The 25,986-nt window shown below is 73.4% G+C and carries 31 protein-coding genes and 1 pseudogene; 16 read left to right on the top strand and 16 right to left on the bottom strand.

Annotation, left to right across the window (positions count from 1 at the left end; translation table 11 throughout):
• Positions 1 to 118: 118 nt before the first annotated feature.
• Positions 119 to 838, bottom strand: coding sequence for a TetR/AcrR family transcriptional regulator (locus ACFVVX_RS07150; protein WP_387942305.1), 720 nt, complete (start codon positions 836 to 838; stop codon positions 119 to 121).
• A gap of 129 nt (positions 839 to 967) precedes the next feature.
• Between ACFVVX_RS07150 and ACFVVX_RS07145 the strand changes: the two are divergent.
• Positions 968 to 1,099: pseudogene (locus ACFVVX_RS07145) on the top strand (FAD-dependent monooxygenase); the annotation flags it as partial.
• A gap of 139 nt (positions 1,100 to 1,238) precedes the next feature.
• On the top strand, positions 1,239 to 1,889 hold the full coding sequence (locus ACFVVX_RS07140) for an NAD-dependent epimerase/dehydratase family protein (RefSeq protein ID WP_387942303.1): 651 nt from the start codon (positions 1,239 to 1,241) through the stop codon (positions 1,887 to 1,889).
• A 298-nt stretch (positions 1,890 to 2,187) separates the two neighbouring features.
• Here the strand turns inward: ACFVVX_RS07140 and ACFVVX_RS07135 are convergent, their stop codons facing one another.
• Together ACFVVX_RS07135 and ACFVVX_RS07130 are read right to left on the bottom strand one after the other, a co-directional pair.
• Positions 2,188 to 2,505: a hypothetical protein gene (locus ACFVVX_RS07135; protein WP_387942301.1), complete on the bottom strand. Its 318-nt coding sequence runs from the start codon at positions 2,503 to 2,505 to the stop codon at positions 2,188 to 2,190.
• 268 nt (positions 2,506 to 2,773) lie between these two features.
• Positions 2,774 to 3,166 carry a hypothetical protein gene (locus ACFVVX_RS07130; RefSeq protein WP_387942299.1) on the bottom strand — a complete coding sequence of 131 codons (393 nt, stop codon included), beginning with the start codon at positions 3,164 to 3,166 and terminating at the stop codon, positions 2,774 to 2,776.
• 243 nt (positions 3,167 to 3,409) lie between these two features.
• Here ACFVVX_RS07130 and ACFVVX_RS07125 point away from each other — a divergent pair, with 243 nt between their 5' ends.
• Together ACFVVX_RS07125 and ACFVVX_RS07120 are read left to right on the top strand one after the other, a co-directional pair.
• On the top strand, positions 3,410 to 3,730 hold the full coding sequence (locus tag ACFVVX_RS07125; protein ID WP_387942297.1) for a hypothetical protein: 321 nt from the start codon (positions 3,410 to 3,412) through the stop codon (positions 3,728 to 3,730).
• A 140-nt stretch (positions 3,731 to 3,870) separates the two neighbouring features.
• Positions 3,871 to 4,368 (top strand): GNAT family N-acetyltransferase, encoded by a 498-nt coding sequence (locus tag ACFVVX_RS07120; RefSeq protein ID WP_387942295.1) that lies wholly within the window; start codon positions 3,871 to 3,873, stop codon positions 4,366 to 4,368.
• 150 nt (positions 4,369 to 4,518) lie between these two features.
• On the opposite strand, the gene ACFVVX_RS07115 is transcribed toward ACFVVX_RS07120, so the two are convergent.
• Positions 4,519 to 4,722, bottom strand: coding sequence for a DUF397 domain-containing protein (locus ACFVVX_RS07115; RefSeq protein ID WP_387942293.1), 204 nt, complete (start codon positions 4,720 to 4,722; stop codon positions 4,519 to 4,521).
• Complete coding sequence (locus ACFVVX_RS07110) at positions 4,715 to 5,578, bottom strand: helix-turn-helix domain-containing protein (RefSeq protein WP_387942291.1); 864 nt, start codon at positions 5,576 to 5,578, stop codon at positions 4,715 to 4,717. Before ACFVVX_RS07110 ends, ACFVVX_RS07115 begins: the two co-directional genes overlap by 8 nt.
• Positions 5,579 to 5,874: 296 nt before the next feature.
• On the opposite strand from ACFVVX_RS07110, the gene ACFVVX_RS07105 reads away from it, so the two are divergent.
• The 7 genes from ACFVVX_RS07105 (at position 5,875) to ACFVVX_RS07075 (ending at position 8,939) form a co-directional block, all read left to right on the top strand.
• Positions 5,875 to 6,264, top strand: a complete 390-nt coding sequence (locus ACFVVX_RS07105) for an ATP-binding protein (protein WP_387942289.1) — start codon at positions 5,875 to 5,877, stop codon at positions 6,262 to 6,264.
• Entirely contained in the window at positions 6,261 to 6,521 is a 261-nt protein-coding gene (locus ACFVVX_RS07100) for a hypothetical protein (protein ID WP_387942287.1), read from the top strand. The genes ACFVVX_RS07105 and ACFVVX_RS07100 overlap by 4 nt, the downstream gene beginning before the upstream one ends.
• Positions 6,509 to 6,748 (top strand): hypothetical protein, encoded by a 240-nt coding sequence (locus ACFVVX_RS07095; protein ID WP_387942285.1) that lies wholly within the window; start codon positions 6,509 to 6,511, stop codon positions 6,746 to 6,748. The genes ACFVVX_RS07100 and ACFVVX_RS07095 overlap by 13 nt, the downstream gene beginning before the upstream one ends.
• Positions 6,745 to 7,041 (top strand): hypothetical protein, encoded by a 297-nt coding sequence (locus ACFVVX_RS07090; RefSeq protein WP_387942283.1) that lies wholly within the window; start codon positions 6,745 to 6,747, stop codon positions 7,039 to 7,041. Before ACFVVX_RS07095 ends, ACFVVX_RS07090 begins: the two co-directional genes overlap by 4 nt.
• 113 nt (positions 7,042 to 7,154) lie before the next feature.
• On the top strand, positions 7,155 to 7,694 hold the full coding sequence (locus tag ACFVVX_RS07085; RefSeq protein ID WP_387942281.1) for a DUF6879 family protein: 540 nt from the start codon (positions 7,155 to 7,157) through the stop codon (positions 7,692 to 7,694).
• The gene (locus tag ACFVVX_RS07080) at positions 7,691 to 8,530 is read left to right on the top strand and encodes a helix-turn-helix domain-containing protein (protein ID WP_387942279.1); all 840 of its coding nucleotides are present in this window, start codon (positions 7,691 to 7,693) and stop codon (positions 8,528 to 8,530) included. Before ACFVVX_RS07085 ends, ACFVVX_RS07080 begins: the two co-directional genes overlap by 4 nt.
• Positions 8,531 to 8,705: 175 nt before the next feature.
• Positions 8,706 to 8,939, top strand: coding sequence for a DUF397 domain-containing protein (locus tag ACFVVX_RS07075; RefSeq protein WP_387942277.1), 234 nt, complete (start codon positions 8,706 to 8,708; stop codon positions 8,937 to 8,939).
• Between the two features lie 621 nt (positions 8,940 to 9,560).
• Here ACFVVX_RS07075 and ACFVVX_RS07070 read toward each other — a convergent pair.
• A complete protein-coding gene (locus tag ACFVVX_RS07070; RefSeq protein WP_387942275.1) occupies positions 9,561 to 10,028 on the bottom strand; it encodes an SgcJ/EcaC family oxidoreductase in 468 nt (155 codons plus the stop codon).
• The gene (locus ACFVVX_RS07065) at positions 10,025 to 10,753 is read right to left on the bottom strand and encodes an SgcJ/EcaC family oxidoreductase (protein WP_387942273.1); all 729 of its coding nucleotides are present in this window, start codon (positions 10,751 to 10,753) and stop codon (positions 10,025 to 10,027) included. The genes ACFVVX_RS07070 and ACFVVX_RS07065 overlap by 4 nt, the downstream gene beginning before the upstream one ends.
• A gap of 106 nt (positions 10,754 to 10,859) precedes the next feature.
• Between ACFVVX_RS07065 and ACFVVX_RS07060 the strand changes: the two genes are divergently transcribed.
• A complete protein-coding gene (locus ACFVVX_RS07060; RefSeq protein ID WP_387942271.1) occupies positions 10,860 to 11,306 on the top strand; it encodes a MarR family winged helix-turn-helix transcriptional regulator in 447 nt (148 codons plus the stop codon).
• Positions 11,307 to 11,416: 110 nt separating this feature from the next.
• Here ACFVVX_RS07060 and ACFVVX_RS07055 read toward each other — a convergent pair whose 3' ends face one another.
• The 4 genes from ACFVVX_RS07055 to ACFVVX_RS07040 form a co-directional block, all read right to left on the bottom strand.
• Complete coding sequence (locus ACFVVX_RS07055; RefSeq protein ID WP_387942269.1) at positions 11,417 to 12,391, bottom strand: ABC transporter substrate-binding protein; 975 nt, start codon at positions 12,389 to 12,391, stop codon at positions 11,417 to 11,419.
• Between the two features lie 86 nt (positions 12,392 to 12,477).
• The gene (locus ACFVVX_RS07050; RefSeq protein WP_387942267.1) at positions 12,478 to 13,314 is read right to left on the bottom strand and encodes an ABC transporter ATP-binding protein; all 837 of its coding nucleotides are present in this window, start codon (positions 13,312 to 13,314) and stop codon (positions 12,478 to 12,480) included.
• Entirely contained in the window at positions 13,314 to 14,372 is a 1,059-nt protein-coding gene (locus tag ACFVVX_RS07045) for a FecCD family ABC transporter permease (protein ID WP_387942265.1), read from the bottom strand. Before ACFVVX_RS07045 ends, ACFVVX_RS07050 begins: the two co-directional genes overlap by 1 nt.
• Positions 14,369 to 15,439, bottom strand: coding sequence for a FecCD family ABC transporter permease (locus tag ACFVVX_RS07040; protein WP_387942263.1), 1,071 nt, complete (start codon positions 15,437 to 15,439; stop codon positions 14,369 to 14,371). The genes ACFVVX_RS07045 and ACFVVX_RS07040 overlap by 4 nt, the downstream gene beginning before the upstream one ends.
• Before the next feature lie 93 nt (positions 15,440 to 15,532).
• Here ACFVVX_RS07040 and ACFVVX_RS07035 point away from each other — a divergent pair, with 93 nt between their 5' ends.
• Complete coding sequence (locus ACFVVX_RS07035; protein WP_387942261.1) at positions 15,533 to 16,168, top strand: HAD family hydrolase; 636 nt, start codon at positions 15,533 to 15,535, stop codon at positions 16,166 to 16,168.
• 40 nt (positions 16,169 to 16,208) lie between these two features.
• On the opposite strand, the gene ACFVVX_RS07030 is transcribed toward ACFVVX_RS07035, so the two are convergent.
• Entirely contained in the window at positions 16,209 to 16,457 is a 249-nt protein-coding gene (locus tag ACFVVX_RS07030; protein WP_387942260.1) for a hypothetical protein, read from the bottom strand.
• 457 nt (positions 16,458 to 16,914) lie between these two features.
• Here ACFVVX_RS07030 and ACFVVX_RS07025 point away from each other — a divergent pair, with 457 nt between their 5' ends.
• Positions 16,915 to 17,298 (top strand): cold-shock protein, encoded by a 384-nt coding sequence (locus tag ACFVVX_RS07025; protein WP_387942259.1) that lies wholly within the window; start codon positions 16,915 to 16,917, stop codon positions 17,296 to 17,298.
• Between the two features lie 88 nt (positions 17,299 to 17,386).
• Here the strand turns inward: ACFVVX_RS07025 and ACFVVX_RS07020 are convergent, their stop codons facing one another.
• From ACFVVX_RS07020 to ACFVVX_RS07005, 4 genes are all read right to left on the bottom strand, one after another.
• Entirely contained in the window at positions 17,387 to 18,232 is an 846-nt protein-coding gene (locus tag ACFVVX_RS07020) for a 1,4-dihydroxy-6-naphthoate synthase (protein ID WP_387942258.1), read from the bottom strand.
• A complete protein-coding gene (locus tag ACFVVX_RS07015) occupies positions 18,225 to 18,974 on the bottom strand; it encodes a futalosine hydrolase (protein ID WP_387942256.1) in 750 nt (249 codons plus the stop codon). The genes ACFVVX_RS07020 and ACFVVX_RS07015 overlap by 8 nt, the downstream gene beginning before the upstream one ends.
• Positions 18,975 to 18,984: 10 nt before the next feature.
• Positions 18,985 to 19,518: a hypothetical protein gene (locus ACFVVX_RS07010; protein ID WP_387942254.1), complete on the bottom strand. Its 534-nt coding sequence runs from the start codon at positions 19,516 to 19,518 to the stop codon at positions 18,985 to 18,987.
• A 115-nt stretch (positions 19,519 to 19,633) separates the two neighbouring features.
• Positions 19,634 to 20,962 (bottom strand): MFS transporter, encoded by a 1,329-nt coding sequence (locus tag ACFVVX_RS07005; protein ID WP_387942535.1) that lies wholly within the window; start codon positions 20,960 to 20,962, stop codon positions 19,634 to 19,636.
• A gap of 577 nt (positions 20,963 to 21,539) precedes the next feature.
• Here ACFVVX_RS07005 and ACFVVX_RS07000 point away from each other — a divergent pair.
• Positions 21,540 to 22,421, top strand: a complete 882-nt coding sequence (locus tag ACFVVX_RS07000; protein WP_387942533.1) for a DUF3027 domain-containing protein — start codon at positions 21,540 to 21,542, stop codon at positions 22,419 to 22,421.
• 219 nt (positions 22,422 to 22,640) lie between these two features.
• Positions 22,641 to 25,970, top strand: a complete 3,330-nt coding sequence (locus ACFVVX_RS06995) for a sacsin N-terminal ATP-binding-like domain-containing protein (RefSeq protein ID WP_387942252.1) — start codon at positions 22,641 to 22,643, stop codon at positions 25,968 to 25,970.
• Positions 25,971 to 25,986: the final 16 nt, after the last annotated feature.

Raw genomic sequence — 25,986 nt, 5'->3', positions numbered from 1 at the left:
CCTGTGTCGCCCTGGTGGGGGGGGGGTGGGGGGGCCCTCCCACGCCGGGGGGGGGCGCGGTTTTTTTGCCGCGGGGGTGTGGGTGGGGGGGGGCCCCCACCCCCCACTCCAGGGGGTGTCACGCAGGAGGAGGCGGTACGACACGGAGCCCGATCGCCTCGGCTGCGACGGTCATGGCGGCGTCGAAGTACGCGGGGTGGTCCGTGATCACCTCGTTCAGGTGACCGAACAGCTCGAAGCTGATCGTGCCGATCAGGGAGATCCACAGGGTGAGCGACCGCTCCACCAGGTCCGCGTACGGTTCGGCCGGCGCCCCGCCCGCGCCGTCGAGCACCTGCTGGGTGACGAGTCTCGGCCCGGGGAGCGGCTGCGCGGGGGGCCGCAGGAGGCCCGAGCTGTGTGCCTCGACGACGAGACCGGCCATCAGACGGGTGACCCGGGTGGCGGGGTCGACCGTGTCGGTGGGGGCCTGGTAGCCGGGGACGGGCGAGCCGTAGACCAGGGCGAACTCGTGCGGGTGGGCCAGGGCCCACTGGCGGACCGCCCGGCATGCGGCAAGCCAGCGGACGCCCGGATCGGCGGGCGCCGCGGACGCCGCCGCTGACTCCGCGGCCGCTCCGACCGCGTTGAACGCGTCGATGATCAGCGCGGTGAGCAGCGCGTCCCGGCTGGGGAAGTAGCGGTACAGCGCAGAGGAGGCCAGGCCCAGGTCGCGCGCCACCGCGCGGAGCGAGAGCGCGGCCGCCCCGGTCTCGGCGAGCTGGCGCGTGGCGGCTTCCTTGATCGCGCGAGTGAGCTCGGCGCGGGCCAGCTGCCGCGCGGTCTGCGATGCCGTCATGCCGTCCATCCTGTCATTCAAGAGCAGTGCACACAACAGAGAGCACTGCTCTTGACTTCTCCCCGCCACTGCGAGAACACTCCTCAACGAAGAGAGCACTGCTCTCTCAATTCTCCGGGAGGGATCTCCATGGCACGGCACATCGTCATCGGCAAGGGCCCCGTCGGCGCCACCACGGCGCGACTGCTCGACGAACAGGGGCACGAGGTCGTCGTCCTGAGCCGCTCCGGCGGCGACGGGAGCACGGCGCTCGACGTCACCGACACGGCGTCACTCCGGCAGGCCACCAAGGGTGCCGACGTGATCTACAACTGCGCGAACCCGCTGTACCACCGGTGGCCCACCGACTGGCCGCCGATCGCGAACGCCCTCCTCGACGCGGCGGAGTCCCGCCGGCTCGGTGCTGGTGACGATGGGCAACCTGTACGGCTACGGACCCGTCGACGCTCCCATCACGGAGGACCTGCCGCTCGCGGGCACCGGCACCAAGGCCCGGGTCCGCATCGGCATGTGGCGCGACGCGTTGGACCGGCACCGGGCCGGCCGGATCCGCGCCACGGAGGCGCGGGCCTCGGACTTCTTCGGGCCCGGCGTCACCGAGGCCGGCCACCTCGCCCAGCGGATGATGCCCGCGCTCCTGGCCGGCCGTGCGGTCAGGCTGATCGGCAATCCGGACGCACCGCACAGCTTCACCTACATCCCCGACATCGCCCGTGCGCTCGTACGACTCGGTACCGACGAGCGGGCGTGGGGACGCGCCTGGCACGTTCCCACCGCCCCGCCGCTGTCGACCCGGGAGGCGGTCCGGCACCTGTGCCGGCTGGCGGGTCTGCCGCCGGCCAGGGTCGGCCGGATCCCCTGGTGGCCACTCCACCTGGCCGGCCTGGTCAACCCCATGCTCGGGGAACTGCGGGAGGTGCAGTACCAGTTCGACCGGCCGTTCGTGCTCGACTCCCGGGCGTACACCGCGACCTTCGGCGAGGTGGCGACCCCGATCGACGAGGCGCTGGGGGCAACCGTCGAGTGGTGGCGGGCGCGGCTCAGCCGGTAGCGCCACGTGCGCGGCATCGGCTGCCGGGCCGTGCAGCCCCTGCGGCGAGGTCAGGAGCGGGCCGAAGCGCGCTCAGCGAATCAACTCTGAGCGCAGCGTGGCGTGGAGCGACGCGGTGCAGTCCACTCTCCGAGGAAACGATGACGATCCGCCTCTGGCACCGCCCGCTGGTACTGCTCGCCGCGGCCATGGCGGCCCTCGCCCTGGCGTCCGCCGTCGGCCTCGCGGTCGACGACCGGATCCTGGCCGGGGAGCCGATCTGGCTGAAGCCCTTCAAGTTCTCCCTCTCCATCGCGATCTACTCGGTGACCCTCGCGTGGATGCTGTCCCTGGGCCGCCCGGTCCCCCGCTGGGTCCGGTGGCTCGGGACGACGATCGTCGCCGTCAACGTGATCGAGATGGTGGTCGTCGTCGGCCAGGTGCTCCGCGGCAGGCGGAGCCACTTCAACATCGCCACACCGCTGGACGCCGGCCTCTGGTTCGCGATGGCCGCCTCGATCGTCACGTTGTGGCTGGCCAACCTCGGCATCGCGGCCAGGGTGTTCCGCGAGCGGGCGGGGGACCGCGCGGCCACCTGGTCCGTCCGGCTCGGCCTGCTCCTCGCACTGGTGGGCATGGCGCTCGGCTTCCTCATGACCAGCCCGACCCCTGCCCAAGTCGGTGCCATGCGCAGCGGGGCCGCCGTGGGCATCGTGGGGGCGCACAGCGTCGGCGTCGCCGACGACTCGCCCGGCATAGCCATGACCGGCTGGAGCAGTACCGGTGGTGACCTGCGCATCCCCCACTTCGTCGGAATGCACGCGCTGCAGGCCGTCCCGCTCCTCGCCTGGCTGCTGATCGGACTGTCCCGACGGTTCCCGCGGTTGGCCGACGAGCGGACGCGCCTACGCCTGGTCCTGGTGGGGGCCGGGACGTACGCGGGCGTGCTGGCGATCCTGACCTGGCAAGCGCTGCGCGGCCAGTCGCTCGTCCACCCCGACGGTGCGACCCTGGCGGCCGTGGCCCTGCTGGCCGTGGGAGCGGTGGCGTCCGTTGTGGCGGTCGCCCGGCACCACCAGGTGCCACCCGGCGCCGCACAGCAGCGCCGGCGTGACCGGCCGCCCGGTCGCGCCGAGTTGCACCCGCGTCGCGGCGGCCTGACCGAACGCCGAGCCCACCGCCACCTGCGTCCGGGGACCTTCTTCGCGCCGGCCCATCCGCGTGAGGACGCCGGTACCGTGACCGCCGTGCGCGGGCACTGCGCGTCGATCATCATGCGCGAACCGGCTGGAGATCACTCGACCGAGTCGCCTCAACCGACCCGATGTCCACCATGATCGGTACGACAACGGCGCTTCTCAGAGGTCGCGTGCAACCTTGTGGATCAGCTTGCGAGAATCGCTCTCGCTTGTCGGCGAGCGTTTGGGTCTCGGGTGATGGATGGGGTGTTTGCGCGGCCCTCGCTCGCTGAGCGGGGGCCGCGCGAACGGGGCAACCCCACGGAGCAGGGCCGTGACGGACCCATGGGAAGGAGCCACATCATGCCCGCGTTCCACGAGCCGGGTTTCGACCGCCGCGATTTCATCCTGCGGCTGCGGGACCACGGCAGGGAGAGCGGATCGACGCTCGACACGCTGTGGTGGCTGTCCGTCGAGCTGGGCGCCGACGACGGCACCCCCCGGAAGACGTACTTCATGTTCGACATCCTCTGTGAGGCGTTCGAGATGGGGATCTCGGGTGCCTCGGCCGCGACGGCGTGGCACCGCCTCGACCTCGGGGGCTCGATGTCGGACGAGCGTGTCCTGGCCCGGCTCGGGCCGCGGCTCGTGCCCAGGACAGTGGACATCGTCTTCGAGCCCTGAGCACGCCCGCCCCCTTTCGCCGTGCCCACCGCCGTCCACCGGTGCTCCCTGGTTCCGGCTGGTCGCAGGGCTGAACGACCTCGTTTGCACGGTGGTAATCGACTTGCTGCCCGCCCCGGCGGGCGGGCAGGCTCTGGATCATGCTTGAACTACGCGCCTTGACATCAGACGACTGGCCCCTTTGGCGGGAGTTGCGACTGGCTGCCCTTGCTGAGGCGCCCTACGCGTTCGGATCGACACTGGCCCAGTGGCAGGGATCCGGAGACCTGGAGGAGCGCTGGCGTGCCCGCCTGTCGATTCCCGGCGCGCACGATCTCGTCGCGCTCCTCGACGGCCTTCCGGTGGGTATGGCCAGCGGAGTGCCGGGCGAGGGGGCGGAGAAGGTGGAGTTGATCTCGATGTGGGTCAGCCCCACGGCTCGGGGCAAGGGTGTGGGCGACTGCCTGATCGAGGCGGTCGAGCGGTGGGCGGTGGAGCGCGGCGCCACGACGCTGCGGTTGGCCGTCATGCCGGACAATCGCACGGCAACCGCGCTCTATGAGCGGCGCGGTTTCACGGACACGGGTGAGCCCGGCGATCTTCTGCCCGATGGCGTCGGCCGGGAGCGGGTCATGGCGAAGAGCCTGACCGCTGTCTGATCTCCGCATCCGGGCACGGCGGGACCCCTCACCTGGTCAGGTGTTTGCGGCGCGGCCCTCGCTCGCTGAGCGAGGGCCGCGCTTGTTGGGGGCCTTGGAGTGGGAAGTCGGCGGGTCCGACTTCCCACTCCAAGGGGTGAAGGGGCAGTGTCAGGTGGTGGGGTTGGTGTGATGGTCGAACTCGCCAGCTTTGGCGCCTTGGAGGAACGTGGCGAACTTGGCGAGGGTGGTGCGGATGATGATGTCGCCGTCGTCGGATTCGCGGAGTTCGACCAGGCCGTCGGCCGTGCGCACCTCGACACAGTTGTCACTCGCGCCGGAGTAGCTTGACTTCTGCCACACGGAACTAGTCATGCTTGCTTTCCATCTCCTTCTTGATGAGCTGGATCAAGTCCCGTGACTTCTCCTCCGAGAATGCCGTGGACTCCATCCGGGCGAGGAGCACTCGAAACCTTGCGAGATGCGCTGGGGCATCGAAGAGTTGAATGCCGTGACCGGTGTCCATCTGAGCGGCGTCCAGCTCGGTGACTGGCCCCTCTGCATAGGTGAAATTCTCGCTGGGACTTGGGATCGCATCTGCGTGGAAGGGGACCACGCGGACGGAGACTCTGGAGTCCTCGGAGTCTTCGATGAGGGCGGCGAGCTGATCGGTATGGGTCTTCAGGTCGCTGAACTTCATGCGAAGTGCCGCCTCGTGGATGAAGGCAGAGTAGGGCACAGCTCCAGAGCGGACCACACGCTGTCGCTGCATGCGAAAGGCGGTTCGGAGATCAACCTCATGGCGAGCTGGCGGCGGGTATGCCTGGGCGAAAAGCGCTGAGGCGTATGCGCCTGTCTGAAGAAGTCCGGGGATGAAGGTGGTCGTGTACGTGAAGAGTCTCCGGGCATGGCTCTCAAGCTCTGCGACCTCAAGGAAGTCTGTTGCCAAGGGTTCGCGGTACTCCTCCCACCAGCCGGGCTTCCCACGATCAGTGATGATGTCGGCGAGCGCATCGACCAGTGGCTGGTTGGCGCACATGCACGTTGCGGCGATGGTGCGCAGGCGCTCCACGCTGATGCCGATCTTTCCCGACTCCATCTGCGTCACCTGGGCTGGGTTCATCCCGACGGCTCTGCCGAGCTGGCTCCCGCCGAAACCAGCCTGCTCACGCATCCTTCGCAGCTCAACGCCCAGCCTGCGTTGACGGAGTGTTGGGTTCGTGCGGGCCATGGGTTCCTTCCGGACAAGGGTGGTCCCAGTCTGCCGCGCTGGCCGCGCACGGGTCTATCCAGTCCCGCAGTTGCCACGTTAGAGGGAATATCTCGAATCCATGGAAAATTTACCATGATCGTGCGATACGGTCATGGAACATCGTCCGATGGATCGTCAGTAACGCCTGTTTTCAGGGCAGTAGGCGCCTGCTGCCCTCGCACCGCAGAGCAGCCATGTCCTGGCCTGGCTCACGGTGACGCATCCGCCGGTGATCGACGAACCCCACTCCACTGACCTCATCCGGAGGTTCCCTCATGTGCGCCTTCAGCCAGCACAACCCGCACAACCCGCCCGACTGGTCCGCCGCCCGCGAGGAGCTGCGTGACGCCCTCTCCCTCGCCGACTGGCCGGACGGCCTGATCGCCGACGCCGAACTCGCCCTTCACGAGCTGTACGTCAACGCCTGGCGCCACGCCGGCAGCCCCGCCCCGACCGTGGTCGTCGTCCTCCTCGGTGCCACCCGCACCCTGCGGGTCTCCGTCGCGGACGACAGCCCCGTCCTGCCCGAGCCCCGTCTCGCCGCCGACCCCTACGAGCTCTCCGGCCGGGGCCTGCACCTCGTCCGCTCCCTCACCCACCGGTTCGGCGCCAACCCCCGTAAGAACGGCAAGTGCGTCTGGTTCGAGCTGGACTGCGCCGCATGAGCGCCGCCCGCCGCGAGCCGATCGCCCCGGACGACCCCCGGATGCGCGACTACACCGACGCCCAGATCACCACCCTCCTCGGCGAACTCCACACCCGGGGAGCGAAGTTCGGCATCCGCTGGGGCTCCGCCGCCACCCTGGGCGGCACCGTCGACGGCCGGATCCTCATCGACTTCGGCAACGCCCCCGTCGCCACCCTCCTCAACCTCCTCCACCTCCTCCGCGACACCGAGAGGAACGACCTGTGGGAGTCCTGATCCCCCTCGTCACCGAGGCGATCCACACCGAGCGCACCACCATCGCCTACCTCGCCGTCGAGCAGGCCCCCGACGCCGCCGTCCAGCTGCGGGTGGCCGTCGACCTCGACATCCAGGCGGGCCCCGGCGAGCACCTCGCCCTCCCGCTCACCCGCGACCAGGCCCACGACCTCCTCGACGCCCTCGCCGCCCACCTCGGCCAGCGCGTCATCGGGATCCGCCGATGAGAACCGGCACCGCGAGCTTCCTCGTCGGCGCCGCCCTCCTCACCCTCCTTGCGCTGGCCCTGGCCACCGTCGCCCTCGGCGTCATCACCGCCCTCAAGGTCAACGACGACCCGCACACCCTCGCGCCGCCCAAGCCGATCACCCGCCACGGCCGCTGGGAACTGCGCCAACTCCCCGACGGCACCACCGAGTACGCCTGGATCGCCCGCCAGGCCGGCCACTACGGCCCCGAAACCCACCACCGCAACACCACCAACCCCACCCCCCAGGGCCGCCACCGCATACCCACCTGACCCCACCCACGGCAACGGGCCCCCGCCACCGAGGCGGGGGCCCGCCGCCATGAGCGGCAGGAAAACCGGGAACGTCAACGACGACGAGGCCCCCACCGAAGGAGTCAACGTCAGTGCCGGAGTTCGTCCCGCAGCAGAAGATCACCGAATTCATCAACGACGGTTTCGAGCACACCGCTTGGCGGCTGGAGACCAGGACGGGCTACCTGTCCGACCAGCTGATGCCCTCCTACGCTGAGTTCCTGCGGACGGGGGACACCGCCGGGGAGGTCGGGCACCCCTGGTTCGGGAATGTGCGCCGCATGATCGGCAAGGGCAAGCGGTTCGAGCGCGTGCGCCTGGTGGACAACCCGCCGACCGAGGGGCAGCGCTACCTCCTGGCCTGTGCCCGGACGAACGTGGCGGCCGGCGAGGACATCCGCTGCATGTGGCGCTCCGATGCCGAGGCGGCGGGTCTGGCCGGACTGTCCGACTTCTGGCTCTTCGACTCCCGCACGGTGGCCCGCTTCCACTTCGAGGGCGATCGGACGGTCGGGATGGAACTGGTCACGGACCCCTTGGAGGTCCTCCGGGCCTGCCAGGTCCGGGACGCAGCCTGGCACCACGCGGTGCCCTACGCGGACTTCCTCGGTCAGGTAACTTCCGCCATGTGAGCACCGACTACCAGCAGGCAAGGGTCGCTCTCGGTACCCGGATGCGCGAGCTCCGTGCTGAGAGCAGCCTTTCGGGGCGTGCCCTGGCAGCCCGCCTGGCCTGGCCGCAGTCGAAGGTCAGCAAGCTGGAGACCGGCAAGCAGACGCCCACGCTCGCCGACGTGCGAGCGTGGGTGGAGGGCACGGGCCGGCCGGATGCGGCCGACGAGCTGGTGGGCCGCCTGCGGACCCTTGAGACGCAGTACCGGTCATGGCGCCGGCAGCTCGCCGGCGGATATCTCCCAGTGCAGGAGGCGCACGCTGCGCAAGGCGGAAGAACTCGTGTCCGCCGGTCCTTCGACCCGACGCTGATTCCCGGCCTGCTGCAGACTGCCGGGTACGCCCGTGGTGTGCTGTCGAGGTATACGACGGTGCATCCGGCTATCCGTGATGTCGAGGCCGCGGTGCAGGCCCGCATGGCCCGCCAGAGGGTGCTCAAGGACCGTGGTCGGTCCTTTCACTTCCTGGTGTGGGAAGCGGCCTTGATCTCCCGGCTGTGCCCACCCGTGGTGCTCGCAGACCAGCTGGAGTGCCTGGTGCCATGGTTGGTCCCGGGGCGAGTTCGGTTGGGGGTCATTCCCCTCGACGCCGCGCTGAGTGTCCCCGCCGGCGTCGGCTTCTCGATCCATGACGATGAGCTGGTCATTACCGAGTCCTGGCATGCGGAGATGTGGCTGGACGATCCGGAGGACGTGGCGCTTCACCGTCGGGCGTGGGATGAGCTGGAGACGAGTGCCGCCTACGGCCCTGACGCGCACAGGCTCCTTGCCCGTGCTCGCCGCCGCGCTACGGCGTGAGAATCGTTGGGAATCACCAACCATGTGCCGGGCCGGGCCGCCATACCGTCGTAGTGATGGAGCATCACTGACGGTAGTTCTGTGCCGAGAGCTGCGTACTTGGAGCCAGGCTGTCTGCGGTGCGCCACCGCGCGGGGACGGATTCCCCGCGGTGTCGAACAGGAAGGGCACTGCAGTGAGTGGCCTGTACGAGATCGAAATTCAGCCGGGGCTGACCGCCTATAAGGCGTGCGGCGGCAACCAGCAGTCCGAGCACGAGACCTGCGCCACCCTGCGCGAGGTCCCCGGCGTGACGGGTGGCCTGTGGGTCATGGGCGACACCAAGCGTCCCGGTGCCGAGTTGAGGTTCAGCACTGCCGAACTGGAGGCGGCGGGAATCGACCCGTCCAGGTTCGACACCGCCGTCTGACGCATCGTGCAGGCAGGTTGAGTCGCTGCTCCCCACACCAGTGGGGGGCAGCGACCAGCCCTTCCCGAGGTTGGGCGTGCATGGACCACTGGAACAGGCCTGGCCTTCACTGGCACGGGTACGCATGGGTCGGCAGTAGGCGGCCCGAGGACATCGAGCGGCGTCCCCCCGAGCTGCAGAATGGCGCGAGGCCTCTCTGGCCGGGCCTGGCGCCTCCGCTGGAGCTCATGCACTGGCTCGCCAAACCGGCGGCGCAGATCAGGATCACGACTGGTGAACCGGCGGAGGTGCTGGAGTGGTTGGGCAGGCAGCTTGCAGGCTCCCCGGCGCTGGAAACCGACCTTGCATCGGCAGTCCGGCTGGACCATGCCCGGACGTTTCTCGGCACTTTCCCGCACGATGTGGTGTGGACGTACTGGACTCGTGGCCAACAGCTCCGATCGGTGGCCGCTGTGTCCTGTCCCCGGACGTTCAGTCCGACTGGCGAGATGCCACCGGCCTGTCCGTTGCAGCGTCGCTGATTACTGACCAGTCCAGTCGACGATCTCCGCTGGAAGGTCGATCACATGTGCTGAGCTCGGATTATCCGTGGTTGTGCCGTCCATCTCGCGGTTGCGCCGCTCAGTGCGCGGCCGGCCGGGTGGCGGGCTGGAGGCGGAACGAGAGGGCTTCCAGGAGGCGCTTGCGCCCGGTCTTCTGGACGGCGGCGATCCGCCAGCCGCCGCCCGGCTCCCGGACGACCGTGTAGGTGGCGAGCTTGCCGAGGCGCTTCGGGCGGCCCTTGTGGACGTCGCCGCGGGTGAGGACGACGGCGGTGTCCGGGCCGAGGAGGCGGAGCTCGGTGATCTCCAGGCTCAGCTTGGTGCCCTTGAGGAAGCCGTCGAACAGGGCCTGGTGGGCGCGGCCGATCTCGGGCCCGCCCCGGTAGATGGTGCCGGTGTAGGTGACGTCGGTGGCGTCCGCGGTGAACTGCTCGCCGTAGGCGGCGCCGTCGCCGCGGCCCCAGGCGGTGCGGCTGCGCTCCAGCAGGGCGCGGATCGCGGCGGCGTCGGCCTCCCGGGCGGGGGTGGCGGGGGTGTGCGTGCTCACTTCTCGGCCTCCGGCCTGGTCGACGGGTCCCACAGGAAGGAGATGCGCTCCATGACGGACTGGCGCTGGGTGTTGTGGAAGGCGGCGATGCGCCAGCTGCGGTCGTTCTGGCGGACCAGCGTGTACGACTGCGTCTTGGACAGCTCGGCGGGCTTCTTGGGCGTGCCGGTGTAGGTGTCGCCGCGGCTGGTGACCACCGCGGTGTCGGGGCCGTAGAAGCGGATGCCGAGGAAGGAGTCGGCCAGCCTGGTGTCCTTCAGGAACCCGCCGAACAGCGCCCGGTGGGCCTCGGTGATGTCGCGGCGGCCCTGGTAGTGGGTGCCGACGTAGGTCGTGTAGGTGGCATCGGCGGTGAAGTGCCCGCCGTACGCGGTGGCGTCGCCGGCCCCCCAGGCCTCGGCCAGCGAGTGCAGGGTGTCGCAGACCGCCCGCTGGTCCTCGGCGGCGGCCGCTCCGGCGGGGGTGGGGGTGACGGCCGGGGCGACGGCGGTGCAGTCGCTCTGGCCGAGGTTCTGCACCTCGGAGGTGGCGTCGAGCCACAGGTAGCCGGAGCCGGCGGCCACGGCCAGCGCCAGCGCGGTCGCGCCGAGGACGCGCTTGACGGTGCGGCGGCGGGTGCGGCCACCTGCGTGGCTGTGGGGCAGCGGGCCGACCGCGGGCGCCCCGGCGGGTGTGGGCTCGGCCGGTTCGACGGGCCCGGTCGGAGCGTCGGTGGTGACAGGCATGGTGGGTCCCTCCCGTGGTAACTTCCTTGAGGAAGTTACTGTGTCGAAGATTTCTCTTCTCTGGGGAAGAGATTATGGAGAGGGGGATCCCGTGTCAACGCCTGCCATGCGATCCGACGCGAGCGAGGTCTACCGCCGGTACCTGAGCGCGGTGATGCTCCACGGCCACGCGAGCGCCCGGGCGTGCGAACTCGGCGCCACCGACCTGTACGCGCTGAACATCCTCGAACTGGCCGGGGCGATGACCCCCGGCGAGCTGAGCGCGCGCACCGGCCTGACGACCGGTCCGACCACCCGCCTGATCGACCGGCTGGAGCAGTCCGGCTACGTGCGCCGCGCGCCCGACCCCGGCGACCGGCGCAAGGTCATCGTCGAGCCGCTCGGCGGGCCCGCCGACCTCGACCGCGTCATGGGCCCCGCGCGGCGGCGGATCGGCGAGATCCTCGGGGGCTACTCGCCCGAGCAGCTCGAAACGCTCTTCGACTACTTCGAGCGCGCCGCCGAGGCCTACCGGGAGTCGGCCGAGCAGCTGCGCACCGGCGACGAGGGCTGACGCCGACGGGCCCCCCGCCGATCGGCGAGGGGCCCGTCAGGTGCGGCGGAGCCGGGAGCGGCTCCACCACCAGGGCTCGACCGGTAGGCCCGGACCGGCAGGGGCCCCGCTCAGGCCCCCAGGAACCGCTGGAGCTCGGCGAGGACGAAGTTGGCCCCGGTGTAGCCGATGCCCTGGAACCAGAGCCGGTCGTCGACCTCGAACGCCCGGTGCGCCCGGACGGCGCCCATCCCCTGCCAGCCGGGGCTCGCCAGCACACCGGGGGTACCGGCCCGGCCCGGGTCGCCGTAGGTGGCGTACACCAGCAGGTCGGCGTCGGCCCGGGCGATCTGGTCGGGCGGGACCTCCACGTCGAACTGGTCGACGTTCTGCGCGTCCGGGCGGCCGAGCCCGACGTCGGCGAGCACCGTGCCGAGGAAGTTCTGCCGCCCGTACAGCCGGATCGGGGCGCCCTCGACGAAGCGGACCACGCTGACCCTGCGCCCGGACGCCTTGGCGGAGGCCAGCGCCTGGACCGTCTGGGAGACGTGCCGCTGGTAGGAGCCGACGAAGGCCGCGGCCGCCTCCTGCCGGCTGAGGGCCTGGGCGTGCAGCTGGAAGTTCGCCTTCCACGGCGCGCCCGTGGTCTGGCTCAGCACCGTGGGCGCGATCGCCCGCAGCTGGTCGTAGCGGGAGCCGTCCCTGGTCTGGTTGGAGAGGATCAGGTCGGGCCGCAGGGCGCGGATCGCGGCCAGGTCCGGGGCGCCGATGTCGCCGACCCGGGTGATCCCGGCGAGCCGCGAGGCGGGCCAGTACCCGGGGAACCCGGAGTCCGCGGCCGCCAGCGCGACGCCGACCGGGGTGATGCCCAGGGTCAGCGCGGAGTCGAACTCGGCGGTGTCCAGGGCGACCACGCGCATCGGCGCGCCCGGCACGGCGACCGGCCCGGTGGCCGCGGCGACGGTGACGTCGGGCAGTGGCGTGGGGCTGGGCGACGCCTCCGGCACCGCGCTGTCGAGCGGCGGCGCGGTGTGCCGTGCGCTGCACCCGGTGAGGGCGGCCGCCCCGAGCCCCGCGAGCAGGGTGCGGCGGGAGATCGGGGGCATCGGCGGTCCTCCGACGGATTCGGACGGCGGGGTGCGGACAGGGACGGACGCGGCTGTCGGCGCGTCGATTATGTCCGAATTGCCCGCTAGGCGTCCGTCTTCACCGCCCACGGCGCGCCCGGCACGACCAGTGGGGTGCCGGTGACCGGGTCGGGGACGACCACCGAGTCCAGCCCGAACACCTCGCGGACCAGCTCGGCCGTCACCACCTCGCCCGGCGCGCCCTGGGCGACGATCCGCCCGTCGCGCATCGCGATCAGGTGGTCGGCGTACCGGGCGGCCTGGTTGAGGTCGTGCAGGACCGCCACCACCGTCCGTCCGCGCTCGACGTTCAGTCGGCGCACCAGGTCCAGGACCTCCACCTGGTGGGCGATGTCCAGGAAAGTGGTCGGCTCGTCCAGCAGCAGGATGTCGGTGCCCTGGGCGAGCGCCATCGCGATCCAGGCCCGCTGCCGCTGGCCGCCGGAGAGCTCGTCCACGCTGCGCTCGGCCAGTTCGGCGGTCGAGGTGCGCTCCAGCGCCTCGGTCACCGCCGCCTCGTCGTCCGCCGACCACTGCTGCCACCAGCTCTGGTGCGGCTGGCGGCCGCGCGAGACCAGGTCGGCCACCGAGATGCCCTCCGGCGCGGTCGGGGACTGCGGGAGCAGCCCGATCCGCTGGGCGATCCGCTTGGTGGGCACGCGCGCCAGCTCGGCGCCGTCCAGCAGGACCGCGCCGCGCACCGGCTTCAGCAGCCGCCCGAGCGCCCGCAGCAGCGTCGACTTGCCGCAGGCGTTCGGCCCGACGATCACCGTGACCCGCCCCTCGGGCACCACCAGGTCCAGCCCCTCGACGACCGTGCGCGCCTCGTAGGCGAGGGTCAGGCCGCGGGCTTCGAGACGGGGGGCGGGCACCGGGCGGGCGGCCGTCGGCTGGGCGGACATCAGGAACCTCCACGGCGGAACGGAGTGCGGGAGCGGATCAGCAGCCACATCAGGTAGGGCGCGCCGACCAGGCCGGTCACCACGCCGACCGGCAGCTCGGTGGGCGCCAGCAGCCGCCGGGCCAGCAGGTCGGCCAGCACGACCACCAGCGCGCCCGTGAGCGCCGAGCAGAGCAGCGGGATCTGGGCCGAGCGGGTCAGCCGCAGGGCGATCTGCGGGGCCATCAGCGCGACGAAGTCGACCGGGCCGGCCGCGCCCGCCGCGCAGGAGGCCAGCACGATGCCGAGCAGCGCCATGCCGAGCCGGATCCGGTCCAGCCGCAGGCCCAGCCCGACGGCGGTGGCGTCGTCGAAGGAGATCGAGCGCTGCGCCCGCGCCGCCCAGAGCGCCACCGGCACGGCGGCCAGCAGCACCCAGGCGAGCCAGCCGGCCTGGTCGTAGCCGGAGCCGTTGAGGCTGCCGGTCATCCAGACCTTGGCGGCCTGCGCCTGGAAGCCGTCGCCCTTGGTGAGGAAGACGGAGGTGAGCGAGGAGAGCGCGACGCTGATGCCGATGCCGATCAGCACGAACCGCTGGGCGTGCAGACCGCGCCGCCAGGCCAGCGCGTACACCAGCAGCCCGGCCACGAGACCGCCCGCCACGGCCGCGTACGGCACCTGGCCGGTGGAGTCGACCACGCCGTACGCCATCAGACCGACCACGACGGAGGTGGCGCCCCAGGAGACCCCGACCACGTCGGGGCTGGCCAGCGGGTTGCGGGCGACGGTCTGGATCAGCGCGCCGGCCAGGCCCAGGGCGGTGCCGACGAGCAGGCCGACCACCACCCGGGGGAGCCGGAACTCGCCGACCACCAGCTCGTGCGGGCTGGGCTGCCCGAGCACCACCTTCAGCACCTCGGCGGGCGGGACGGCGGACTCGCCCAGGCAGAGCGAGGCGACCACGGTGGCGGCGAGCGCCAGCAGCAGCCCGCCGGCCGCCAGGGCGGAGCGGCGGTGCAGCAGGAAGGAGGCGCGGCCGGCGCGCAGCACGGTGTAGCCGCGCAGGGAGATCGCACTCACGCCGCCACCACCTTGCGGCGCCGGACCAGGGCGACCAGCACCGGCACCCCGACCAGGGCGGTCATCACACCGGCGGGCACCTCGGACGGCGGGAAGAGCACCCGGCCGAGCGCGTCGGCGAGCAGCAGCAGCGCCGGGCCGAGCACGGCGGAGAGGCCGAGCACCCAGCGGTGGTCGGCGCCGGCCACCGCGCGGGCGGCGTGCGGGACGGCGAGGCCGACGAAGGCGATCGGTCCGGCCGCGGCGACCGCCGAGCCGGTCAGCACGGTGGCACCGAGCGCGCCCACCGCCCGGACCAGCCCGGTCCTGGCGCCGAGCCCCTTGGCGGTGTCGTCGCCGAGCGCCAGCGCGTCCAGGCCCCGCGCCACCGAGAACACCAGCACCGTGCCGACCAGCAGGAACGGCAGCAGCTGCCAGGCCACGTCGGCGGTCCGCCCGGAGAGCGAGCCGACGTGCCAGAAGCGGAACTGGTCCATGGTGGCGGCGTCGGTGGTGAGCACCAGGGTGTTCAGCGAGGCGATGACCGCGGACATCGCGGAGCCGGCCAGCGCCAGCTTGATCGGGGTGGCCCCGCCCCGGCCGCGCCCGGCCAGCCCGTACACCAGCACGGTCGCGAGGACGGCGCCGGCGAAGCCGAACCAGACGTACCCGGTGAGCGTGGAGACCCCGAACCCGGAGATGGCCAGCACCACGCCGGCCGCCGCGCCCTGGCTGACGCCGAGGATGCCCGGGTCGGCGATCGGGTTGCGGGTGATGCCCTGCATCACGGCCCCGGCCAGGCCGAGCGCCGCGCCGACCGCGAGGCCCACCACCGTGCGCGGCACCCGCAGCTCGCGGATCACCACGGCGTTGGCGGAGTCGCCGCCGTGCAGCAGCGCGTCGACGGTCTCGCTGAACGGGATGGTGCGGCTGCCGACCGCCAGGCTCAGCAGCACCGCGGCGACCAGCAGGGTCAGCGCGGCGGCGAGCCACAGTATTCGGCGCCGCAGCAGGCGCCGCTTGCCGGGCGCGGCCGCCGGCGCGGGGCGGGGCCCGGGGACGGGCGCCGGCGCGATGGTGTCGGTCATGGGCTCGCTCTCGCAGATAGCTCAGGCAAACCTAAGTTCCCTGCAGAAGCCGGGGCAAATCGCCTGCCCGACCGCGTTGGATAGCCTGGCGCCATGCCTACGTTCCCGGACGCCCCGCTCACCGTCGGCTTCGATCTCGACATGACCCTGCTGGACACCCGGCCCGGCATCAGGGCGACGTACGTCGCGCTGTCGGCGGAGACCGGGACGTACATCGACGCCGACCTGGTGGTGACCCGGCTCGGCCCGCCGCTCCTGGACGAGCTGCGCAACTGGTTCCCGGCCGAGCGGGTGCCGGCGATCGCCGACCGCTACCGCGAGCTGTACCGGGACCACGCGTTCGCCCCCACCGTGGCGCTGCCCGGCGCGTACGCCGCCGTCGAGGCGGTCCGCGCGCACGGCGGCCGGATCGCGGTGATCACCGGCAAGTACGAGCCGAACGCCCGGCTGCACCTGGAGCACGCGGGCCTGCACGCGGACGCGCTGGTCGGCGACCTCTGGGCGGAGACCAAGGGCGACGCGCTGCGCGAGCACGGCGCGAGCGTCTACGTCGGCGACCACCTCGGCGACATCCGGGGCGCCCGGCACGCCGACGCCGTCGCGGTCGGGGTGGCCACCGGCCCGTACGGCGCCGCGGAGCTGCTGGCGGCGGGCGCGGACGTGGTGCTGACGGACCTCACGGAGTTCCCGGACTGGCTGGCCGGACACCTGGCGACGGTGGCGGGCTGAACCCGGGCGCCCTGGACCCGGGCGACCCGGGCGATCCGGGCTAGGCGCGGGCCTCGGCCCGGGCGCGGACCCGGCGGCGCTGGGCGCGCGCGGAGAGCAGCAGCCCGGTCAGCGCCAGCAGGAAGCCCAGCGGCATCAGCATGCTGAGCCAGTACGCGGCCGTCGGCAGCGGGGTGAGGTCCAGGAACAGCGGGACGAAGGTGACCAGGGTGGCGAGCGCGCCCAGCCCGAAGACGATCGTTCCGGCCTTGACGTAGGCGTCGCCTCGGTCGGTGCTCTGGCTGCTCATCGGGTCGCTCTCCTCTGCGGTCGGTCTGCCCCACGGGCGGGTCCAGTCTCGCAGAGGCCGCGGACGGCCCCGCGGGGCGTCCGGGCCGTCCGGGTCGTCACGTTGCGCAGTTTCCCGGCAGCTGGGAGTTTTGATCCCTGCTGGGCGGGGGTATGCAGGCTGTGCCGAGGGGTGCGACACCTGCGCCCCGTCTCCTCAGACCGGGGGTGTGAGCCAGTGGAAAGCGCGAAGCCGCGCCCCGGCCATGCCAGCCCCTGGTCGCCCGCGGCCTCCAGAGCCCCGCACGGATCTTCCGCGGAACGCGGATGAGGCAGTGACGGACCGTTAGTCTGCTCTCTACAGCGTGCTGACCATGAGCGCCCCCAGGGCGGACCGGCGGTCGGCCCGCCCTCCCCACCACCCAGAGATCCCCGGCCAGGGCCGGGATCCCTCACACCCACATCGAGGACTGTTCGAGATGCCCACCGGCCAGGTCAAGTGGTTCAACGAGACGAAGGGCTTCGGCTTCCTGTCGCGCGACGACGGCGGCGATGTCTTCGTCCACACCAAGGCGCTGCCCGCCGGTGTCACCGTGCTGAAGCCGGGCCAGCGGGTCGAGTTCGGCGTGGTCGCGGGCCACCGGGGCGACCAGGCGATGGGCGTGCAGCTGCTGGACGCCCTGCCGTCGGTGGCCGCCGCCCAGCGCAAGAGCCCGGACGACATGGCGGCGCTCGTCCAGGATCTGATCACCACCATGGACGCGGTACTGCCGGGCCTGCAGCACGGCCGCTACCCGGCCAAGCCGACCGCTCAGAAGCTGGCCGTCCTGCTGCGCGGGGTGGCGGAACAGTTCGACGTGTGACGCCGACGGGCGGCGGGGCCCGTCCCGGCCCGGAGGACCGGCTGGGAAACGGCCCGGAACTCCTGGAGGTCCGGAAGTACCAGAGGTCCTAGAAGTCCAGCGCACCCGGGTCGAGTGGGGGTACCAGCCCCTCGGCGGCGGCCCGGGTGAGCAGTGCGCGCACGGCGGCGTAGCCCTCCTCGCCGAGGTCCGCGCTGAACTCGTTGACGTACAGCCCGATGTGCTGGTCGGCGACGTCCGGGTCCATCTCCTGCGCGTGCGCCAGCACGTACTCCCGGCTCGCCGACGGGTCCGCCCAGGCCTGCCGGACGGAGGCGCGGATCGCCTCGGTGATCGCGCGCAGCCGCTCGGCGCCGAGCGAGCGCCGCGCGACGATCGCGCCGAGCGGGATCGGCAGGCCGGTCTCCCGCTCCCAGGCCTCGCCCATGTCGGCCAGGCTGCGCAGCCCGTACTGCTGGTACGTGAAACGCGCCTCGTGGATGACCAGGCCGGCGTCCACCCGGCCGTCCCGGACGGCCGGCATGATCTCGTGGAACGGGAGGACGACGATCCTGCCCAGCCCGCCGGGCACCGCGCCGGCCGCCCAGAGCCGGAACAGCAGGTAGGCGGTGGAGCGCTCGGAGGGGACGGCCACGGTCTTCCCGCTGAGGTCGTCCGAGGCCTCCGGCCGGGTCAGCACGAGCGGGCCGCAGCCGCGGCCCAGCGCGCCGCCGCAGGGCAGCAGGGTGTACTCCTCCAGCACCCAGGGCAGCGCGCCGTAACTGATCTTCAGGACGTCCAGCTCGCCGCGCTCGGCCAGGCCGTTGGTGATGTCGATGTCCGCGAAGGAGACCTCGGGCGCGTCCGCGCCGGGCACCAGGCCGTGCGCCCAGGCGTGGAACACGAAGGTGTCGTTCGGGCAGGGCGAGTAGGCGATGCTCAGCCGTTCAGCCACGGCGGGCCTCCTTCAGCAGCTCCGGGCAGGGCAGCGCGCCGAAGGCCCGCTCCAGCGCGGCCAGCGCCTCGCCGATCCGCCAGGCGGCCCGGTCGCGCGGGCCCACCGGGTTGGAGACGGTGCGCAGTTCGAACACCGGCAGGCCGTGCCGGGCGGCGGCCTCGGCCACCCCGAAGCCCTCCATCGCCTCGGCCACCGCGTGCGGGTGGCGGGCGGTGAGGGCGGCCGCGCGCTCGGCGCTGCCGGTCACGGTCGAGACGGTGAGAACGGTGCCGGTCACGGCACCCAGGGCGTCCGCGGCGAGCGCCACCGCGGCCGGGGCGGGCGTGTGCCGGACGGTGCCGAAGCCGAGCTCGGTGACGTCGGCGAAGCCCTCGGGGGTCTCGGCGCCCAGATCGGCGGCGACGATCGCGTCGGCGACCACGGTGGAGCCGACCGGCGCGTGTGGGGCGAAACCGCCGCCGATGCCGGCCGAGACCACCAGGCCGTAGCGGCGGGCGCCGAGCGCGGCGGACGCGGCCGAGGCGGCGGCGGCCGGGCCGACCCCGCCGGCCAGCACGTCCACCGGCACGCCCGAGGCGTGTTCGGCGCGGTGCAGCTCCCCGCCCGGCACCGGCAGCACGAGGGCGGGCTCCCGCAGACCCCGCAGCACCGCCTGCGCCTCGGCGGGCACCGCGACGACGACGAGCAGCCGGGCCTGTTCGGGGCCCGACTGCTCGTCGTCGAAAGCGTGGACGGTCATCGGGGAGCCGTCAGGCGTCCTTGGTGTTCAGCCGGAAGTACCAGACCGCGTAGATCGCGTCCGGCTGCTTCGGGTCCGACTCGACCACGGTGATCACGGTCTTGCCGGAGGCGTTCAGCGCGTTGCTCGCGGGCACCGAGCCGGAGAACGTGGCGCCCTTGGCCGCCGGGGCGAGGATGAACCGGCCGCCCTGGGCCTGGCCGCCGCCGTTGGTGTTGGCCCACCAGCCGCGGTCCGCCACGGTCGGCGTCACGCCGACGCCGATCCGGTCACTGGAGACCACGTCGGAGGTGGGCAGGCCGCCCTTCTCCAGGGCCTCGCCGGCCTTGGTCTGGCACTCGTCCTGCTGCTCCTCGGTGAGCGGCTTGCCGTCGTTGAAGCAGAACGGCTCCACCTCGGTCGACGAGGTGCCGACGGTGAGGGTCGCGCGGTGGTCGCTGGGCTGGTCCTGGCCCGTCGCGAAGGCGATGGACCCGCCGACCGTGCCGGCGCCGATCACGACGACGGCGCCGAGGGCGGCGATGACACGGGTGCTGAGGCTCATGCGTCAGAGGCTACCGGGCTTTGCCGATCACGCTACGCGGGGGTCGGCAACCGCGTGTTGTGCCCACCCGGCCGGGGCCGGGGCCGGAGCCCGAGGGGTCCGCGGGCCGGACGCCTCAGGCGACCCGGGGCGCGGCCGCCCGGCGGCGCACCCCTACCTTGACCAGCGAGCGAAGCGTCCACAGCAGCACCAGTCCGACCACCCCGACCGCCACCCACAGCCCCAGCGCGCCGTCCAGCGGCAGCAGGATGCCGACCGTGCCGCCCACCACCCAGGACAGCTGCAGCAGCGTCTCCGACCGGGCGAACGCCGAGGTCCGCACCGCCTCCGGGACGTCCCGCTGGATCACCGCGTCCAGCGCCAGCTTGCCCAGCGAGGCGGCCAGCCCGGCGACGGCCGCGACCGCCACCACCGTCACCACCCCGTACCAGAGCGCCGCGGCCGTGGCCGCCATCGTGGCCAGCAGCAGCATGCTGGTCAGGATCACCTCCGAGCCCCTGGTGCGCAGCCACGAGCCCAGGACCGACCCGAGCGTGTTGCCCGTCCCGGCCGCCAGCGCCACCAGGCCCAGCGCCACGGTCGGCTGGAGCCCGCCGATCGGGTCGTCGCGCAGCAGGAAGGCCAGGAACATCACCAGGAACCCGACCAGCCAGCGCAGCGCCGACATCGCCCGCAGACCGAGGATCACGGACGGGCCGACCGTGCGCAGGGTGGCCTTCGGCGGCTGCGTGCCGTGCACCTCGGAGTGCAGGACGGCCCGCTCCTCGCCCTTGGCGGAGTCCACGGCGTGCGGCAGGTGGAAGGCCATCAGGGTGCCGACCACGAACACCAGGAAGGCGCCGCGCAGCGGCCAGCCCGGGCCGATCAGGTGCAGCAGCCCGCCCACCCCGGCGGCCAGCCCGGTGGCCAGCAGCCCGGCCAGGGTGACCCGGGAGTTGGCCTTGACGAGGGACAGCCGGCTCGGGAGCAGCCGGGGCACCACGACGCTGCGCACCACCCCGTACGCCTTGGACGCCACCAGCACGCCCAGTGCCTCCGGGTAGAGCGCGAGCCCGCCGCCGGACACCGTGCCGGCCATCGTCCAGGCCAGCACCGCGCGGGCCAGCATCGACATCGCCATCGCGGCCCGGCGGCCGTGCGGCAGCCGGTCCAGCAGCGGGCCGATCACCGGGGCGAGGAGGGCGAACGGCGCCATGGTGATCAGCAGGTAGAGCGCGACCCGGCCGCGGGCCTCGCCGGTGGGCACCGAGAAGAAGATGGTGGACGCCAGCGCGATGGTGATCAGCATGTCGCCGAAGGAGTTCAGCGCGTGCAGCTCGATCAGTTTGGCGAGACCGGACTCGCCGGCGCCCTCGGCGGAGGTGGCCTTGCGGATCCGCCGGCCGGTGCCGTGCACCACCCGGCCGGTGCGGGCGCCGGCGGCGGAGGCGGTGCGGACCAGCAGGTTGCGGCGCGGCTCCTCCTCCTCGGCATCCTCGGCTGCGTCGGCTGCGTCGGCTGCGTCGGGCCCGTCGGGGGAGTCGGCCTGGTGTTTGACGAGGTCCACCGCTCCGGGGGGATCCGCGGGACCGGTGGTGAGCGGTGCGGGCGGCCCGGAGCCGTCCACCGGCTGCGGTTCGCCCGCAGAGTGGACCGGAGGCTGCTGCCGCGGCACGGCACCCGCCTCGTCGGGGCTGCCGGCCTGCGAGGCGCGCAGTGCGTGCTGCGGCGGTTTTTCGTCCGCCACAAGCCCATCCTGCCCCAGAATCGGGACGGCAACGCGGGATTCCGCTCCGCTCGGCGCGGCCTCCGCGGGCCGGCCGCCGCCCCGGACTGTGCCGGGTGGCCGACCGACGGGTAGCCTGCCCAGGGTCCGCCTCAGCGCTGCCGGGTCGCCGGCCGGAGCGGATGAGCGGCGCGGCCGGTACCCGCAGCGGCCCGTGGTCGCGCAGAATGGACGAGGGACACCGCGCCGCGACGGACAGGCAACACGCCGTGGGCAACAGAAGAACTGGGAGAGAATCGACGCCGTGAGTGCTGCGATGCGAAGCCGTACCCCTGATCGGCTCTGTGCCGAGGCAGTCGAAATCGCCCGGCAGGCAGCAGACGAGGCCGTCGGAGCAGAGACCGTGGGGGCCCACCTCGGCGTCCAGGCGGACGCCGAACGCGTCGTCACCCACACCTTCGAGTGCCTGGACGCTGCTTACCGGGGCTGGCACTGGGCCGTCACGGTCGCCCGGGCGCCGCGCGCCAAGAACGTGACCCTGGACGAGGTCGTCCTGCTGCCCGGCCCGGACGCCGTCCTGGCCCCGCAGTGGGTGCCGTGGAGCGAGCGCCTGCAGCCGGGCGACATGGGCCCGGGGGACTTGCTGCCCACCGACGCCGACGACCTGCGCCTGGAGCCCGGTTGGACCGGCGAGGACGAGCCGGCCCCGAACTCCGTGGCTGCCCTGGTCGCCGACGAGGACGTGGTCGTCAGCGACCCCGACATCCAGCCCGCTCCGGCGCGCGCCCAGATCGGCGCCATCGCCGCGGAGCTCGGCCTGGGGCGTTCCCGGGTGCTCTCCCGGCTCGGCCTGCACCTGGCCGCCGACCGCTGGGAGAAGGCGCACGGCCCGCAGACCCCGATGGCCCAGGCCGCTCCGGCGTCCTGCGCCAGCTGCGGGTTCCTGATCCCGATCGGCGGTTCGCTCGGCCAGGCCTTCGGCGCCTGCGGCAACGAGTTCGGTCCGGCCGACGGCCAGATCGTCTCGTTCGCCTACGGCTGCGGGGGGCACTCCGAGGCGGCCGTCATCCCGGCTCCGCCGGCGCCGTCCGAGCTGATCCTGGACGAGCTGGTGGTCGAGCCGCTCCAGCTCCACCCGGACCGCACCTCCGGTTCGGTCGAGCCCGACGCGCCCGCCGAGGAGCTCGGCCACTCCTGAGCCCGGTACGGCCGCGGCCCGCCCACCGGACAGGTGCGGCGGGCCGCGGCCGTTTCCGGTGCCTCCCGGTGCTTTCCGGTGCTTCCCGGTGCGGCGGTCGTTTCCGCTGCCCGGGCCCGGTGTCCGGGCCGTGGCCGGGCTCCCCGGTCGGGAGCAGTCCCTGCGGCAGGGAAGAATGCCCCAGTACGAAGTACAGGGCGGCGGAAGGCGGCAGGTCCAGTGGAACCTCGGATCATCGGCAGCGGCACGGACGAGCACCTCGCGGACCACTTCGGCAGTGCCGGGCTGCGCCGACGGGTGCTGGACGCCTGGGCCGCCTCCCCGGCCCGGTTCCGGGAGGACGCCAACGCCGAGGAGGAACTCGCCCTCGGCGGCTACCGCGACCGCCTGGTCGTCGAGTTGGCGCAGAACGCGGCCGACGCCGCGGTCCGCGCGGGCGGCGCCCCGGGCCGGCTGCGGCTCACCCTCGCCGACGGCGTGCTGGCCGCCGCCAACACCGGCGCCCCGCTGGACGCCGCCGCCGTCGAATCGCTCTCCACCCTGCGGGCGTCCTCCAAGCGCGTGGACGAGCAGCCCACCGTGGGCCGGTTCGGCGTCGGTTTCGCCGCCGTCCTCGCCGTCACCGACGAGCCCGCCGTGCTCGGCGCCGGCGGCGGTGTGCGCTGGTCGCTCGGGGAGGCCCGCTCGCTGGCCGAGGCACAGCCCGCGCTGGCCGACGAACTGCGCCGCCGGGACGGCCATGTGCCGCTGCTGAGGCTGCCGTTCGCCGCCGAGGGCCCGGCGCCCGACGGGTACGACACCGTGGTGGTGCTGCCGCTGCGCGACGCCGCCGCCGAGGACCTCACCCGCCGCCTGCTGGCCGGCATCGACGATGCCCTGCTGCTGACCCTCCCCGGCCTCGCCGAGGTCGTGGTGGAGACCCCGGACGGCACCCGCACCCTCACCCGCTCCACCGCCGGGCCGCGCCCCGACGGCGCCGCCGAGGCCGTCACGGAGGGCGTCACCGAGGTCGTCGTCACCGACGACGCCGACGGGCGGCTGCGGCAGACCGTCTGGCAGACCGCCGGCGCCTCCGGCACCCTCGACGCCGCGCTGCTCGCCGACCGCCCCACCGAGGAACGCGCCCGCCCGTACTGGACGGTGACCTGGGCCGTCCCGGTCACCGCCGACGGCACCCCGCAGCAGCCCGGGATCGCCCCCGTGCTGCACGCGCCCACCCCCAGCGACGAGCCGCTCGGCCTGCCCGCCCTGCTGATCGCCTCCTACCCGCTGGACTCCACCCGGCGGCACGTCGCCCCCGGCCCGCTCGCCGACTTCCTCACCGAGCGCGCCGCCGACAGCTACGCCGACCTGCTGCGCGCCCGCGGCGGGGACCTCGGCTCGCTCGGCCTGGTGCCCGGCCCGCTCGGCCAGGGCGCGCTGGACAACGCGCTGCGCGCCGCCGTCCTCGGCCGGCTGCCCGGCACGCCGTTCCTGCCGCACCCGGCACCGGTCGAGGAGGGCACCCCCGCACTGCGCCCCCGGGACGCCACACTGCTGGAGGGCGCGGACGGCTCGGTGGTGGAGGCGCTGGCGCCGATCTTCCCCGGGCTGCTGCCGGCCGGCCTGGAGCGCCGCACCGAGCTGCGGGTGCTGAACGTCCGCCGGGTGCCGCTCGCCGAGGTGGTCGACCAGCTCGGTGGCCTGGACCGCGAGCCCGCCTGGTGGCGCAACCTGTACGCGGCGCTCGGCGCGGCCGACCCGGAGGCGCTCGGCGCGCTGCCCGTCCCGCTCGCCGACGGGCGGACCGTCACCGGCCCGCGCCGGGTCCTGCTGCCCTCGGAGGACGCCGACTGGGCCGCCTACCCCGGGTACCCCGAGTCGCTGGCCGGCGCCCTCGCGCTGCTCGACCTGCGGCTCGCCCACCCGGAGGCCGCGCACCCGCTGCTGGCCAAGCTCGGCGCCGCCACCGCCACCCCGGCCGGGGTGCTGGACACCCCCGAGGTGCGGGCCGCCGTCGCCCGCTCCTACGAGCTGGCCGAGGACGACCTGGACGCCGCCGTCGACCTGGCCGACTCCGTGCTGGCCCTGGTCAAGGCGGCCGCCCCGGGCGTCGGCGAGCACCCCTGGCTGGCCCGCCTCGCGCTCCTGGACGACGAGGGCGAGCCGGCCCGCGCGGGCGAGCTGATCCTGCCCGACAGCCCGCTCGCCGCGCTCGCCCGCGAGGAGGACGCCGGCTGGGTGGACGACGAGCTGCTGGAGCGCTGGGGCCCCGAGGTCCTGACCGCGACGGGCGTGCTGGCGGACTTCGTGCTGGTCCGCGCCGAGGACGTGGTGCTCGACCCGGACGACCTGGAGCGGCTCGACCCGAGCGCCCCCGCCGACCGCGCGGCCGGCGGCCGGGCGACCGGACTGCTGGACGAGGCGCCCGACGGCCTCGCCGAGTGGGCCGAGGACGCCCTGGAGGCGCTGCACGCCGACGACGTCGACACCGCCGGGGTGCCGCCGGTCGCCGCCGAGCTGCTCGCCGTCCGCGACCTCGACCTGGTGGACGACGACGCCTGGCCGCAGGCGCTCGCCGCGCTCGCCCGCCCGCCGTACCGCGACGCGGTGGTCAACCCCGTCCGCACCCTGCTGCCGAACGGCTCCTACGCGGACCTGCCCCCGTACACCGCCTGGTGGCTGCGCGACCACCCGGTCCTGGACGGCCGCGAGCCGGCCGGCCTGCGCGCGGCCGGCGCCGACCCGCTGCTGCGCGGCCTCTACGACGAGGCGCGGACCACGCTGGACGAGCAGTTCCTGCACGCGCTGGGGGTGCGCACCACGCTGGCCGCGCTGCTCGCCGAACCGCACGGCCCGGACGAGCTGCTGGACCGCCTCACCGACCCGGCCTCCGGCGTCGGGCACCGCCAACTGCACGGTGTCCACAGCGCGTTGGCCCGGGTCGACGCCGAGCGGATCGACCCCCTGGACGTGGTGCGGGCGCTGCCGCCGCTGGACCCGCAGACCGGCCGCCGCCCGGCGCACACGGTGATCGTGGACGCCACCGAGGCGGTCGTGGCGGACGCCCCCGACCTGGTCCAACTCCTGCACTCCTACCCGCTGCTGCCGGTCGCCCCGGCGCTGGCCGCCGACCTCGCCGAGCGGCTGCACGTCTCGCTCGCCAGCGAGGTGGCCGGCGGCCGGGTGCTCTCCGAAGGGGCTCTGCACCGCGTCCCCGCCGTGGTGCGGGAGCTGCTGCCGGGCTGTCCGGTCGCCTACGAGGAGCACGAGGAGCTGCTGGTGGTCGGCCCGGACGGCGAGGAGGCCGCCGTGGACTGGCGCTGGGACGCCGCGGCGGACACCCCGGAGGCGCCGTACGACCCGGAATCCGCCGAAGAGGCCGACGAGGACGACGAGTTCGAGCTGCCGCCGGCGCCCGGACTGCTGCACGCCGCCACTCCGGAGGGCCTGGCGGCAGGCCTGGCCTGGTCGGTCGGTCAGTGGCACCGCCGCTTCGAGGTGCTGGCGGCCCTCGCCGAGCCGGACCGCGCCTACGAGCTCTCCGCCGCCCGCGACTTCGAGGGCTGACCTGGCCGGGCTTCCT

Source organism: Kitasatospora sp. NPDC058170 (assembly GCF_042883905.1).
Taxonomy (GTDB): domain Bacteria; phylum Actinomycetota; class Actinomycetes; order Streptomycetales; family Streptomycetaceae; genus Kitasatospora.
The sequence above is the reverse complement of the archived record's forward strand: the minus strand, read 5'-3'. Positions and strand labels throughout refer to the sequence as shown.

Bases quoted from the DNA above. Each gene is read 5' to 3' on its own strand.
- ACFVVX_RS07040 (WP_387942263.1), bottom strand. From the start codon at position 15,439: ATGACCGACACCATCGCGCCGGCGCCCGTCCCCGGGCCCCGCCCCGCG.
- ACFVVX_RS07015 (WP_387942256.1), bottom strand. From the start codon at position 18,974: ATGACCGTCCACGCTTTCGACGACGAGCAGTCGGGCCCCGAACAGGCC.
- ACFVVX_RS07150 (WP_387942305.1), bottom strand. From the start codon at position 838: ATGACGGCATCGCAGACCGCGCGGCAGCTGGCCCGCGCCGAGCTCACT.
- ACFVVX_RS07010 (WP_387942254.1), bottom strand. From the start codon at position 19,518: ATGAGCCTCAGCACCCGTGTCATCGCCGCCCTCGGCGCCGTCGTCGTG.
- ACFVVX_RS07065 (WP_387942273.1), bottom strand. From the start codon at position 10,753: ATGCCTGTCACCACCGACGCTCCGACCGGGCCCGTCGAACCGGCCGAG.
- ACFVVX_RS07100 (WP_387942287.1), top strand. From the start codon at position 6,261: ATGAGCGCCGCCCGCCGCGAGCCGATCGCCCCGGACGACCCCCGGATG.
- ACFVVX_RS07105 (WP_387942289.1), top strand. From the start codon at position 5,875: ATGTGCGCCTTCAGCCAGCACAACCCGCACAACCCGCCCGACTGGTCC.
- ACFVVX_RS07035 (WP_387942261.1), top strand. From the start codon at position 15,533: ATGCCTACGTTCCCGGACGCCCCGCTCACCGTCGGCTTCGATCTCGAC.
- ACFVVX_RS07135 (WP_387942301.1), bottom strand. From the start codon at position 2,505: ATGCCCACCAGTGCGAGGAGCAGGCCGAGCCGGACGGACCAGGTGGCC.
- ACFVVX_RS07125 (WP_387942297.1), top strand. From the start codon at position 3,410: ATGCCCGCGTTCCACGAGCCGGGTTTCGACCGCCGCGATTTCATCCTG.
- ACFVVX_RS07030 (WP_387942260.1), bottom strand. From the start codon at position 16,457: ATGAGCAGCCAGAGCACCGACCGAGGCGACGCCTACGTCAAGGCCGGA.
- ACFVVX_RS07110 (WP_387942291.1), bottom strand. From the start codon at position 5,578: ATGGCCCGCACGAACCCAACACTCCGTCAACGCAGGCTGGGCGTTGAG.
- ACFVVX_RS07000 (WP_387942533.1), top strand. From the start codon at position 21,540: ATGCGAAGCCGTACCCCTGATCGGCTCTGTGCCGAGGCAGTCGAAATC.
- ACFVVX_RS07090 (WP_387942283.1), top strand. From the start codon at position 6,745: ATGAGAACCGGCACCGCGAGCTTCCTCGTCGGCGCCGCCCTCCTCACC.
- ACFVVX_RS07055 (WP_387942269.1), bottom strand. From the start codon at position 12,391: ATGCCCCCGATCTCCCGCCGCACCCTGCTCGCGGGGCTCGGGGCGGCC.
- ACFVVX_RS07025 (WP_387942259.1), top strand. From the start codon at position 16,915: ATGCCCACCGGCCAGGTCAAGTGGTTCAACGAGACGAAGGGCTTCGGC.
- ACFVVX_RS07120 (WP_387942295.1), top strand. From the start codon at position 3,871: ATGCTTGAACTACGCGCCTTGACATCAGACGACTGGCCCCTTTGGCGG.
- ACFVVX_RS07060 (WP_387942271.1), top strand. From the start codon at position 10,860: ATGCGATCCGACGCGAGCGAGGTCTACCGCCGGTACCTGAGCGCGGTG.
- ACFVVX_RS07115 (WP_387942293.1), bottom strand. From the start codon at position 4,722: ATGACTAGTTCCGTGTGGCAGAAGTCAAGCTACTCCGGCGCGAGTGAC.
- ACFVVX_RS07050 (WP_387942267.1), bottom strand. From the start codon at position 13,314: ATGTCCGCCCAGCCGACGGCCGCCCGCCCGGTGCCCGCCCCCCGTCTC.